This window comes from Devosia rhodophyticola (genome assembly GCF_028816475.1).
GTDB lineage: Bacteria > Pseudomonadota > Alphaproteobacteria > Rhizobiales > Devosiaceae > Devosia > Devosia rhodophyticola.
Map to the genome: position 1 here is coordinate 2,428,706 of NZ_CP118247.1, position 12,397 is coordinate 2,441,102.

Annotated in this window: 11 protein-coding genes; 7 read left to right on the forward strand and 4 right to left on the reverse strand. The window is 56.0% G+C overall.

All coding sequences use genetic code 11. The annotated features are described in order from the left end of the window. The first annotated feature begins 28 nt into the window (after window positions 1-28). Complete coding sequence (locus PSQ90_RS11890; protein ID WP_282210511.1) at window positions 29-1,942, forward strand: ATP-binding response regulator; 1,914 nt, start codon at window positions 29-31, stop codon at window positions 1,940-1,942. A gap of 27 nt (window positions 1,943-1,969) precedes the next feature. After that, the gene (locus PSQ90_RS11895; RefSeq protein ID WP_282210512.1) at window positions 1,970-2,365 is read left to right on the forward strand and encodes a response regulator; all 396 of its coding nucleotides are present in this window, start codon (window positions 1,970-1,972) and stop codon (window positions 2,363-2,365) included. 81 nt (window positions 2,366-2,446) lie between these two features. On the opposite strand, the gene PSQ90_RS11900 is transcribed toward PSQ90_RS11895, so the two are convergent. Beyond that, window positions 2,447-2,842: a response regulator gene (locus PSQ90_RS11900; protein WP_282210513.1), complete on the reverse strand. Its 396-nt coding sequence runs from the start codon at window positions 2,840-2,842 to the stop codon at window positions 2,447-2,449. 12 nt (window positions 2,843-2,854) lie between these two features. Continuing rightward, window positions 2,855-4,213 (reverse strand): aminotransferase class I/II-fold pyridoxal phosphate-dependent enzyme, encoded by a 1,359-nt coding sequence (locus PSQ90_RS11905; RefSeq protein WP_282210514.1) that lies wholly within the window; start codon window positions 4,211-4,213, stop codon window positions 2,855-2,857. 256 nt (window positions 4,214-4,469) lie between these two features. Here PSQ90_RS11905 and PSQ90_RS11910 point away from each other — a divergent pair, with 256 nt between their 5' ends. Continuing rightward, window positions 4,470-6,851, forward strand: coding sequence for a putative bifunctional diguanylate cyclase/phosphodiesterase (locus PSQ90_RS11910; protein WP_282210515.1), 2,382 nt, complete (start codon window positions 4,470-4,472; stop codon window positions 6,849-6,851). Between the two features lie 10 nt (window positions 6,852-6,861). Here the strand turns inward: PSQ90_RS11910 and PSQ90_RS11915 are convergent, their stop codons facing one another. Continuing rightward, entirely contained in the window at window positions 6,862-7,863 is a 1,002-nt protein-coding gene (locus PSQ90_RS11915; protein WP_282210516.1) for a sensor histidine kinase, read from the reverse strand. A 253-nt stretch (window positions 7,864-8,116) separates the two neighbouring features. After that, window positions 8,117-8,911 carry a response regulator gene (locus PSQ90_RS11920; RefSeq protein ID WP_282210517.1) on the reverse strand — a complete coding sequence of 265 codons (795 nt, stop codon included), beginning with the start codon at window positions 8,909-8,911 and terminating at the stop codon, window positions 8,117-8,119. 134 nt (window positions 8,912-9,045) lie between these two features. On the opposite strand from PSQ90_RS11920, the gene PSQ90_RS11925 reads away from it, so the two are divergent. From PSQ90_RS11925 to PSQ90_RS11940, 4 genes are all read left to right on the forward strand, one after another. After that, a complete protein-coding gene (locus tag PSQ90_RS11925) occupies window positions 9,046-9,267 on the forward strand; it encodes a NepR family anti-sigma factor (RefSeq protein WP_407648117.1) in 222 nt (73 codons plus the stop codon). After that, window positions 9,257-9,838 carry an RNA polymerase sigma factor gene (locus PSQ90_RS11930; RefSeq protein WP_282210518.1) on the forward strand — a complete coding sequence of 194 codons (582 nt, stop codon included), beginning with the start codon at window positions 9,257-9,259 and terminating at the stop codon, window positions 9,836-9,838. Before PSQ90_RS11925 ends, PSQ90_RS11930 begins: the two co-directional genes overlap by 11 nt. A 119-nt stretch (window positions 9,839-9,957) precedes the next feature. Continuing rightward, complete coding sequence (locus tag PSQ90_RS11935) at window positions 9,958-11,361, forward strand: sensor histidine kinase (protein ID WP_282210519.1); 1,404 nt, start codon at window positions 9,958-9,960, stop codon at window positions 11,359-11,361. A 72-nt stretch (window positions 11,362-11,433) separates the two neighbouring features. Continuing rightward, the gene (locus PSQ90_RS11940) at window positions 11,434-12,369 is read left to right on the forward strand and encodes a diacylglycerol/lipid kinase family protein (protein ID WP_282210520.1); all 936 of its coding nucleotides are present in this window, start codon (window positions 11,434-11,436) and stop codon (window positions 12,367-12,369) included. The last annotated feature ends 28 nt before the right edge of the window (window positions 12,370-12,397 follow it).

The following is a 12,397-nucleotide window of genomic DNA, read 5'->3' on the forward strand; positions in this document are numbered from 1 at the left end:
ATGCTGAATTCAGGCACGAGGCGGGCCCATGAGTGCATTGGCGTTATTTCAGCGGTTCATTACCTGGTTGACGCCAGCGGTGTTGCTGCATGATTTGCATACGCGCAAGCGGGTGCAGATGTTTATTGTCAGCCATGTGTTCGGGCCGTTCATTGCTGCACCGATCCCGATCTTTTTGTCGATCGCGGATCCCAATCCATCACCGCACGTTCAGATCCTGGCGCTGTCAATCTTTGGATTCTGGCCATTCCTTTTGTTGGTCAAGATGTTTCCGCGCGCCTACACCCCGCTTGCCATGGCGAGCGTGCTGAACCTGACCTTTGCTGTGTTGTGGGGGTCATTTCACTATGGTGGCACTTCCTCGCCATTCCTGATGTGGCTCGTGCTGACCCCGCTCCTGGCGTTCATGTATCTGGGGTCGACGTGGGCAGCCCGTATTTTCGTTTTTGTCCAGATTACGGCAGGTTTGGGCGCGTTTTACGGCTTTTACCTTGTGTCGAGCTTTCCCGAGAACATTCCGGTTGAGAAAATGGTGGTGGCAGGGATCCTGTCGGCGCTGGGCTCCAACATCTATGTGTTCATGATGGCGGCCTACTATTCGAGCGTGGTGGATAGCCAGTCCGAATTGATCAAGGAAGTCGAGCGGCATCAAGGGACACTCAAGATGCTAACAACCTCCAAGGAAGAGGCGGAACGGGCCAACGGCGCCAAGTCAGAATTTTTGGCCAAGATGAGCCACGAGTTGCGCACACCGCTCAATGCGGTTTTGGGATATTCGGAAATTCTACTTGAAGATGCCGAGTTGGACGGGCGGGGCGAGCAGATTGCCGATTTGCAAAAGATCAGCGCCGCCGGCAAACATCTGCTGGCCATGGTCAATGATATTCTCGATATATCCAAGATCGAAGCGGGCAAGATGGCACTTTATCTGGAGTCGGTTGATCTGGATACGTTGATCGACGAAATCGACGCGACGGCGCGGCCGCTGGCATTCAAGAATACCAATACATTCAGTGTTGAGCGGGGCGAAGATCTGGGCACGATCCGGGCCGATGCAACAAAGCTCAGGCAGGCGGTATTCAATCTTCTGTCCAACGCTGCAAAATTTACGCAGAACGGCCACATCACGCTTTCTGTGGAGCGACGGACTGAAATTGATGGCGACTGGGTCGAAATTGCGGTGCGCGATACCGGAATCGGCATTTCTGCCGAACAGCAAAAAGCACTGTTCAACAATTTCGCTCAGGCCAGCTCGCAGATATCGGCAGTCTATGGGGGCACTGGCCTGGGACTGTCGTTGAGCCAGAATTTGTGCCGTCTGATGGGCGGCGAAATTCACATTTCCAGCGAGTTGGGCAAAGGATCGCGTTTTGCCATCCGGCTGCCGACGAAGGTGGTTCAGACGGTGTCGCTGGCGCAGGACAATGCTCAATCTGGCGGCAACAGCGAAGCGGCCCAGGATGCCATGGTTGCCGAAGCGGAGGCAGATGAGCGCGAACGGCAGACAGCTGCCTCGGGACTGACCGGCCATTTGAGCAACCATGACAAGCGCAAGCGAGTTTTGCTGGTGGATGATGATCGCAATTTTCTGGAACTGGCCGAACGCCTGTTCATCAAGGCGGGCTACCAGCCGATTTGCACCGATGCGCCGCAATCAGCACTGCAGATTGCACGCGCAGTACATCCAGATGCGGTTTTTCTCGACATCCTGATGCCAGGGTTCGATGGATGGGACGTTTTGGCGGCGCTGCGCAGCGATCCGGCCACTGCGGACATCCCAGTATTCATGATTTCCATATTGTCCGAGCGCGCCAAGGCAATTTCGGCGGGAGCGGACGGTATTGTGATGAAGCCGCTTGATGCGGCGAAGGTCAAGGCGGCCATTGCCGGGATCAAGGCGGCGCGGCCTTCTGCTGCGCAGGGCGAGGCACATGCCTCCTAACATTTAGTCTGGAAAGGAGCGACAAATATGGCTCTGGTACTTATTGTCGAAGACAATCCGATCAATCGCGACGTCCTTGGACGGCGGCTCGAGCGGCGCGGCTTTTCCATTCGGTTTGCCGTTGACGGGCCTAGTGGCATTGCCGAAGCCAAGGCACTGATGCCTGACGTTATTCTGATGGATATCGGGCTGGGGGAAATGGATGGCTGTGAGGCGACGCGGCGGATTTGCGCGATTCCCGAAACTGCAGGCATCCCCATCATTGCCTTGACAGCGAGTGCTTTTGAATCGGACCGGGCCAAGGCATTGGCGGCGGGCTGTGTTGACTTCGACACCAAACCAGTCGATTTGCCGCGGCTGTTGGGTAAGCTGGAACTGGTGTTGAAAGACAGGATGCCAGCCTCGGCACAAGGCGCTGCCTGATCCCTTAGCCGACCTTCTTTCAAGGAAAACACAAAGCCCGCCCGGAATACCGGGCGGGCTTTTTTAGTCAGACCTCGTTGATCAACCGGCTTTTGCCAGCTTCAGATATTGCCCCAGGTTCTGGCGTAAAGCCTGGAAATTGAGGGGCTTCTGATGAATGTGGGGCCGGTTCAGCCCCAGGGCCTCGGCGGCGCGTTGTGCCGTTTGCAGGGTTGCTTCGTCCTGGCCTGAAACGATTATCAGTTGGCCGGGGTAATTGCGCTCAGCCAACAATCGGAACAGCTCGAATGCGTCGATATGGGGCATCGTCAAATCGACCGCCATAACGTCAGGTTTGAGCGCGGCGACGAGGTTGGTAACGCCGCGCGGGTCTGATGTTGCAAAGGCTTCATAGCCACACCGTTCGGCGACGCGCACGATCAGCTCTGCTGATGCTGCGTCATCGTCAACGGCAAGGAGTTTTGGCGCATTAGACACGTCCGGTTCCCCCTAAGCTGCGTGTGAGTCGGTGGTGCGGGCGCGCGCTTCGTTGTTCTCGCCCTCATGACCCAAACGGTATTCAAGATCGGCATCGCGCATCGCCTTGCTGAGGATTTCGACGACCTGATCAATGTCAGACCGGTTGTGCGACGCCATGACCTGGAAGCGGAACCGTGCCCCGCCCTGCGGAACGGCCGGATATTCGACCAGATTGGCAATGCCGCCGAGTGCTGCCAGATGACGCGAGGCAAAGCGGCCCATGGCTTCGGTGCCAATACGAACCGGCACGATTGGTGATGGATCACCCATGGTCTCGAGGCCTGCTGCGGCCATCTGGGCGCGCAGGTAAAGAATATTGTCCATGAGTTTGCGGCGAAGCGACTTGCCCTCGCTGGAGCGTACGATTTCAAGTGCCTTCAATACGGTTGCCGCCTGAACGGGGGAAAGCGCATTGGAAAAAGTGTGGGTGGCGCTGTAATATTTCAAATATTCAGCGGTGGCTTTTTCTTTTACGGCAATGAAACCGCCATTTGAGGCAAAAGTCTTTGAGAAGCTGCCGATAATGATGTCGGCTGCGCTGAGCATACCCTGCAATCCCAGATGTCCCCGACCATCATCGCCGATCGAGCCGAGGTCATGTGCGCAGTCAACGAGAAGGGTTGCATTGTACTGATCGCAAATGGCACGCATCGCGCCCAGGTTCGGTGTATCCGAATGCATCGAAAAGAGGCTTTCGGTAACAACGAGAATGCCGTTTTGAGTGTCGTTGGCCCGGATGCGTTCAAGCTTGCGGGTCAAGGCATCAAGATTGAGGTGCCCGTGATAATGGATATTCTGAGTGGCCGCTTTCGAGCCTTCCTGCAGGCAGGAATGGGCCAAAATGTCGAGCACCACATGGTCATTGGCGCGGACGAAGCCCTGCACCGAAGCGTAGCCGGCCGACCAGCCAGTGGGGTAAAGTACAATTTCACGCCCGCCCATGAAATCGGACAGGGCGTTTTCAAGACGCAAAGAATTTGAAGTATTGCCTAAAAGGGCACCGGATCCCGCGCTATGGACGCCAAACTCACCAATAGCATCGATTGCGGCCTGCTTGATTGCTGGGTGCGAGGACAGGCTCAAATAGTCCTGACTGGCGAAATTGATGCCGCTGAACTGTTCGCCGGAATCGCTCATCGCATCGCAACGCGCCTTCGGGGCGCTGGCTGTCGAGCGGGCGTATGGCCATAGACCATGGTCACGGCGGTCATTCTGCCAAGCATAAAACGGGGCAACGCGACCCAATAGATCTGCGCCTTCGGGGGCGCGGAAATCGCGCAGGCTACCAGTCAATACACTCTCAGGGACGGGACTAACATTCTTGTTCATGACGCTCTCCATTATGTGCGGCCTTTCTGGCCATCTGAAGAGCAATCTAGTTCTTGACTTTAAAAATCGACTTAAGCGCTGAGGTTTATTTTTGGTAACTTCGTATATTGGTCTGAATGCTTAACAATGCGCTATTGCTGGGCTAAACCATCTATTTACATTTGCTGATCGTAATCATGCATACATATTCTTAATCGCTGTCTGGCAATTTCGTCTCATGAGAGTCAATATACCCACCGCCATATCCCGGATTGGCATGACAATTGATAACTTGATCGACCGGGCAATTGGCGCGGAAGACCTTAAACCGCACGTGCGCGCTCGTCTCCTTGAAGAGCAGATGGCGTCGCTGTGGGTGATTCTACCGATCGTGGTTTGTGCCTCAACGTTGGTTTCAGCCATATTTGTGATCGTCTGCCGGGATTCGATGGCGTTTGCACCGATCCTGACCTGGGCTGCCATTATTTGGTTGTTCAATATTCCAATTCTGCATGTGTATCTGGCGCGGCGCGGCAATATTGACGAGTTGGATGCAGATTCAGCGCAACGAATATCGCGTGCCGTTGTTGTTGTGTCGGTCCTTTGCGGAGCCCTGTGGGGCATTGGCTTCCACATTCTGCCGATTGCCGAGTATGTTCAGATACGCCAGATCGCAACTGTGGGAATTGGTGGAATCTTGTTCGTGGGGCTTGTCGCCCTGATCAACTATCCCCAAGCGCTCATCGGATTTGTCACGATGATCCTGGCCGGTGCTCTTTTTGCGCGCCCGCAACTCGAGGCAATAGATGACTTCTGGCTGCGGGGCATCCTGCTCTTGAGTCTTGTGGGCTGCACCATCCTCATCTGCCTTCGTCATGCGCGCCATTTCGTCGAGCATCGCGGTTCGCTCAATCAGGTTCAGGAAAAAGGCGAAATCATCGGCCTGTTGTTGCGCGAATTTGAATCGACTGCTTCGAACTGGATCTGGGGATTTGACAAGGATGGCGGCATTGATCGGCTGTCGGTAGGTTTTTCGGCCGCAACCGGGGTAAGCGAGAGCGATCTGCTGGGCGCTGATTTCCTGCATTTCCTGCGCTGCATTACGCCAGAAAATGATCCATTCATGGCCCAGATCGAAATGGACTGCAAAGAACGCGCAACCTTTCAGGATGTCGAATTGCAGGTCCTGGCCAGTGGGCACGAATGCTGGTGGAGCCTGACAGGCAAGCCGGTATTTGATCACGCCCAAAATTATCTGGGCTATATCGGGACTGTCGCGGACATTTCGGCGCGCAAAGCTGCCGAACAGCGCATTACAAGGCTAGCCCATCATGATGTGATGACCGGGCTGCTCAACCGTACCAGGTTCACCGAACATCTCAATAATTGTGTGGCGCGGCTCGAGCGCTATGGCGCGCCGTTCTCGGTGCTGTTTCTTGATCTGGACCAATTCAAGTCGGTCAATGACAGTCGCGGCCACATGGTAGGCGATAAACTATTGGCGGCGGTGGCCCATCGCATTACCGCCGCTGCGCGGGACACCGATATTGTTGCGCGTTTGGGGGGCGATGAGTTCGCCATCATATTGCCTAATGATTGCAGCCCCGAGGGCAATGCTTCGCTGGCACAGCGGCTAATCAACTCGATCAATCAGACGTTCCAGATTGAGGATGAAGAGGTCAATATCGGGATCAGTGTCGGCATTGCCATGGCGCCGATCAATGGGACGCGTCCGGACCAGATTTTGCGTAATGCCGATCTGGCGCTTTATCGGGCCAAGGCGGACGGGCGTTCGGTGTTCCGATTTTTTGAAAGCCAGATGGATTCCGATGCGCGCGAGCGGCGGATGCTGGAAGTTGAATTGCGCGATGCGCTCAAGAACAAGGAGCTTGAGCTTTACTATCAGCCGCTGATTTCGGCTGTTGATCGGCGGCCCATGGGCTTTGAGGCGCTAATTCGGTGGAACCATCCGATCCGGGGTCTTGTGCCGCCGGCAGAATTCATTCCCCTGGCGGAGCGGTCCAGCCTGATTGTTGAGATTGGCGACTGGACCATAGAGCAGGCGTGCCGTGCAGCGGCAAGTTGGCCGACCGGCATGACGGTTGCGGTTAATATGTCGGCCAAGCATTTTCGGCTTTCCGATATTGCTCAAGTGGTCAAAAAGGCACTGGCCAACAGCGGGCTTGAATCAAACCGGCTGGAAATCGAGATTACCGAAGGTCTGTTGATGGAAAATCCCGAAGAGGTGACCATCAAGCTGGCCGAAATTCGCGATCTAGGGGTGACCCTGGCCATGGACGATTTTGGCACCGGCTATTCCAGCCTCAGCTATCTGCTAAAATTTCCGTTCGACAAGATCAAGATCGACAAGTCGTTTATCGATGCCTCGTCCCAGGATCCGGCAGCCCGCGACATTCTCAAGGCTATCGCTTCGCTGGGCAAAACGCTCAATCTGCGGATTACTGCTGAAGGTGTGGAGACAGCCGAGCAGGCCGATTTCCTGTCCACCATTGCCTGTCATCAGTTACAGGGTTTCCATTTCTCGCCGCCGCTCGACAGCATCGATATGCCTCGCTATCTGCTGGCCAACGTGCCGACGAGGGAAGCCGAAGTGCGCGCTGAAGTTGAGTCAGTCCTGATGGCAAGGCGCGCCGGATAGCAGTTGGCGCTTACGCCTCAAACTGGTCGGGCGGGACGACCAGTCGATAACTGACCAGATCGCTGTTGATTTCATATTGTGAACGGCCGCCGACCGAGAGCGGGACGATACGCTCGACCACAGCAGTGCCGAAGCGAGGCGCTGAAACGGGCAGATTACGCATGCCGCCGGTTTCCTGCCACTGCACAATGAGGGCGCCGGGATCGCTGTCGCTATAGGGATCGCAGATCCTGGCATCGATCCAGATCTGGCCGCGACCCTCTTCGGCAAGGGCGCCATAAAGGATTGCGTTGACGCCCAACTCGTGCAGGGCCAGCCCGATATGAAGCGCGGCGTTTGGCGAGAGCAGGGGATTATCGCCAGTGATGCGGATGACGGTGGGATCAGCGATCCCGAGCCGGGCAATCTGGGTGCTGGCAAGGGACTGAAACAGGGTGCCGCGCCAGTTGCTGTCGGTGACCATGTCCTGGGTGCTGGCGAGCGATTGCAGACGTCCGCGAAAACGATTGAGAAAATCGTCGATGTTGCCGGTGTGCTGAGCAGTTTGGGCGGCAACACTTTGAACGATGGCCAGCAGATTTTTTGAACGGTGGCTGACCTCGCGCATCAGTCCGGCCACGGCAAGATCGCGGGCGCGTTGTTCGGTAACATCGGTAAGGACGATGGTAATGCCGGCAAATTTTTGCTCGTCATTGTCGATGGTGAACTGGGCTTCAAAAAAACGACGTTGGCCCGTGCCGGTCGGGAGTTCAAATTCGACGATTTGGGATTCCCGGGTTTGCAGCGCTAATTCACGCGCGTCGCCAAAGCGGGCGGCGATGGATGAAGGTAAAATATCGTGATCGGCTTTGCCGATCAAATCCTTGCTTGGCCACTGTGGGGGAAGATTGTCGGCAAAATCGTATCGCCCGTCGATGCCCAGATGTAACGTAGCAACACCAACCTGCGCCAAGCCGGTCTTTAACGTGCGCAATACCAAATGATCGGCAAGGTTGGCGGAAAGCGAAGCCATGGCATTCCCTTAAGACTGGACCGAACGAAATAATGGCTTCGGCACGGGTTCATTTCGCCTTCGCACCGGCGGTAAAAACCAATTTGGGTATGCCAGATGTCGAGGCCGTGACCAGAAATGCGAGAGCAAAATCGGGCATAGAAGTTCTCCCGTTCTAACTGCAGATATAACGAATTGGGTGTTGTCGGGTTCCCGAAATGGATAAAAAAGGCCCGGTCGCCCGGGCCAAATCCGATCACAATTTTCTATAGGCTCACGCTGCGGCGCGAGAGCCCTCTTCAAAGAACAGGGCCTGGCTGATCAACGCTTTGACCATGTCCGGATTGAACGGCTTGGTCACAAGAAAAGTCGGCTCGGGGCGCTCGCCGGTCAAAAGACGCTCAGGGAATGCGGTGATGAAGATGACGGGTACCGAATGTTCGTTGAGAATATCGTTGACCGCGTCGATGCCCGAACTGCCGTCAGCAAGCTGGATATCGGCAAGAATCATTTTGGGTTGGCTCTGTGCGAAAAGCGCCACCGCTTCCTTATGGGTACGGGCAACGCTGACGACCTTGTGGCCAAGGCTTTCAACCAGCTGTTCGATATCCATGGCGATCAGCGGTTCGTCCTCGATGATCATGATTTCGGTGGCGACCTGTCGCGAAATTTCCATCGAGGCGTCGTCGAGAAGTTTTGAAAATTCCGGGTTCGACACGCTCAATATCTCGGCGGCCTGGGAGTGACTGAACCCTTCGACAGCCACGAGCAGAAAGGCCTGTCGGGCGCGCGGAGAAAGGGTTGCAAGATTGGTTGCAGCGCGTTGCTCCCAGGCAAAATTTGAAGCAGGCTCGGGAACGCGAATGCTGGAGGACGAAAAAATGGTCGAAAACAGCTTGTAGAGCGAGATGCGATCATTGGACGCTTCGGGGAACAGGGAAACATCGGCGATTAACGCTTCGAGAACCGCTGCAACATAGGCGTCGCCCGAGGTTTGCGAGCCTGTGCTGGCGCGGGAAAACCGGCGCAAATATGGCAGGTGCGGTGCGATCCGCGTAGATAAAGTCATCAACAATACTCCCCAGGTGACGCTATGGTACAATGCTGCAAACGCGGGATTGGCAATTCCGTTCCGTTAGGATGGAACTTTTTTGTCGGCAGATCATTGATTGAAGCGATCTTAGGCAAATTGGCGAACTTTGTATGATGATAAAGGACAGCGTAGTGGGTGACCAGCGGACACGGATAGGCGAGGGGCAAACCGACGACGGTCTTGGACCAAACTCGGACATCGGGGCACGGCTGCGTGCGTTGTATGGTGCTGTTCAGGACGAGGGTGTGCCGGACCAGCTGCTGGACCTACTCGAGAAACTTGATAGCGCTGAAAAAACCCAGCGCGGCAAAGATGAGGCCTATGATGAGTAAAGGGGCCAATGACGAGCAGGCGCCTTCATTCAAGCGAGAAATGTTAGCGACCCTGCCGAGCCTGCGTGCATTTGCTGTCTCTTTGACTGGCAAGCACGACAAGGCCGACGATCTGGTGCAAGACACGGTAATGAAAGCATGGGCCAAGCAGTCCAGTTTTGAAATGGGCACCAATATAAAAGCCTGGCTTTTCACCATCCTGCGCAATGAGTTTTACAGCCAGATGCGCAAGCGCGGCCGCGAAATTCAGGATAGCGATGGCGCATTTACTGAACGGCTTTCCGTGCACCCAGCCCAGTATGGTGCCATGGACATGCAGGATTTCAAGAATGCCCTGAGCCAGTTACCCGATGACCAGCGCGAAGCGATCATCCTTATCGGCGCATCGGGGTTTTCCTATGAGGATTCTGCGGCGATCTGCGAATGTGCGGTGGGCACGATGAAAAGTCGGGTCAGCCGGGCGCGTATCCGTCTACAGGAGATATTGCAGGTCGGCGGTCAGGCTGACTATGGACCTGATGCGGTCTCAACCCAGGTGACGACGACTACGCTTTCGCTTGGCAATCGCTAAAAATATCCGCCAATCAAGCATCTGGCACTGGAAAGCCCGCCCAAAAGCGGTCACTACTTGGTGCTAGCTGCCTGTAGTAATGCGGCACGAACAGTATCTATGGGGCCTAGATTAGCGCTATGACTGAGGCCTCCGGCCCTACCGAAACAAAAATGGTTGCCGACCGGCTGCTGATGCGGCGGATTGCCATTCTGGCAAGTCTGGCGCTGGTATTTGTTGCGGGCTGTGCAGCGCTGCTGTTGGCGCAAGGCGTCGACCGACAGCTCAAGGATGTGCAGCACACATTCGACATGCGCACAGCGGCGCGCGACATTTCCATTGCACTGGTGGACGCGGAAAGCGGCCAGTTGGGGTACGTGCTGACGCAGGACGAATCCTATTTGCTGCCATACGAAAAGACCGTTCACACCATTGATGAGCGATTGCTGGCGTTGCGGGAGATGGCAACGGGTGACGCGGAACAGAGCGCCCGCGTGGATAGGGTTGCCAAGGCGGTTCAGGGCAAAATAGCCGAAATGGCCTCAACGGTGGCTTTGGTGGCCAATAGTCATGAGGCGCTGGCCACATCGATCGTCAAGGGTGGCGGCGGTGCGCGGCTGATGGAGGATTTGCGCAATACGCTCAATGCCTTCATTGCTGAGGAGGACAAGAATCTTCTGATGCGTAACAGTGCGATAGCGGGGACGCGCCTATGGATCACGGTTGCGATTCTGGCGGCATTGGTGGGGGCGGTGGCGCTGACCTACGTGTTGTTCAACCGGACCGAGCGACAGGTTTCGGCGCTGACGCGCAGCCAGAACGAACTCAACAGCCAACGTGAAGCGCTCGCTCTGCGGGTGTTGGAGCGCACCGCTGAACTTGAAGAATCCCAGGCCCATGCGCAACGTGAGCGCGAACGGGTGGAAACTCTTTTGAAGGACACCAACCACCGGATCGGCAATTCGTTGGCCACTGTTTCCTCGCTTTTGGGCCTGCAGATGATGCGAAGCACATCCGACGAGGTCAAGAATGCACTGGAGGCGGCGCGATTGCGCGTGCATGCCATTGCCTCGTCGCACCGCCGGTTGCGGCTGGGCGACGATCTGGAGACGACCCGGGCGGACGAGTTCTTGCATGCGGTCCTGGACGATCTGGAATCCACGCATGAGGGGACGGACCCAGTCAGGTTCGTGCAAGATTTTGAAGATATTTCGATCAGTTCGCGCGACGCCACAACGCTGGGCATCATATTAGGCGAATTGGTGACCAATGCGCTTAAGCATGCCTTTCCCGAGGGTCGCAAGGGCACGATCAGCGTGAGGCTATTTCGAGACGAGGCAAAAATTGCCACGCTCGAGGTGAGTGACGACGGGATGGGGCCCAGCGAAAAGACCAATCTGGATGATGGCGGCCTCGGCTCGGTCATTGTTCGTCAATTGACCCAACAATTTGGCGGCAAGCCGGCATATGAGAAAAACGAGTTGGGCGGATTGCGGGTCAGGGTGCCACTTCCCAAAATTGCGGCCGAGGCACCCACAGTTTAGAACTGTTTGGCCGCTGGCGCGTTCATTCATTCGATAGTGAGGTTATGAACCGCTAACCGACGGGGTGAGCTTTTGCGCTATGCGGCTATTCTGAACCGCGATGGTGGCACGTTGCGCACCATGGATCTGGACGCTTTCTGTACGAGGGCCGCGGCAATATTTGCTGGGCACGGCCACGAATTTTCCTGTCGTATTGTCGCGGGCCCCGAAATCGCCGATGCATTGGAGGCGGTGGTCAAGGATGACAATGTCGACGTTTTTTTGGCAGGTGGTGGGGATGGCACCATCTCAGCGGCAGCGGCAATCGCTTTTTCGAGCGGCAAGCCCTTGGCAGTGCTGCCTGCTGGCACCATGAATATGTTCGCGCGGGCACTTGGCTTGCCGCTGGACCTTGAAATGGCGCTTGAAGCGCTGGCGGGTGGGGCGGTCGGGCAGGTCGATATTGCAACGGCCAATGAACGCCCCTTTGTCTACCAGTTCGGTGTCGGTCTACATGCGCGGCTGGTGCGCATTCGAGAGACCATGACCTACAGTAGCCGGATCGGCAAAATTTTTGCCAGTGTTCGCGCCGTTGGTTCAACTGTCGCGCGACCACCGAACTTTGCGGTAGAAATTCACTGCGGTGGGTCGATTGATAAACGACGTGCTTCGGGGATTGCGGTATCCAACAATTTGCTGGCTGAAGGCCATCTGCCGCACGCAGACGGGCTGAAGGACGGCGTGCTGGGCGTATATGTTGCTGCTGCAATGAATACCTGGGCGTTAGTTAAACTGGCGTTTGATGTGTTGCGGGGACACTGGCGGGCAAGCCCAATGGTTTCGGAGAAAGTGTCGAACGAAGTGCGACTGTTGTTTCCGCGCCAACGCGGTTCGGCAAAGGCGGTCATCGACGGTGAGCTGATGAAGTTGCCACCCGAAGTGATATTGAAGCTGCACCACAAGGCACTGCGCGTGATCCTGCCCAAGCCCGAAACCGCTGCTGGCCCAGGCCGAGTTGCGAAATTTTAACGGGAATCTGCAACCATATCGGACCAGA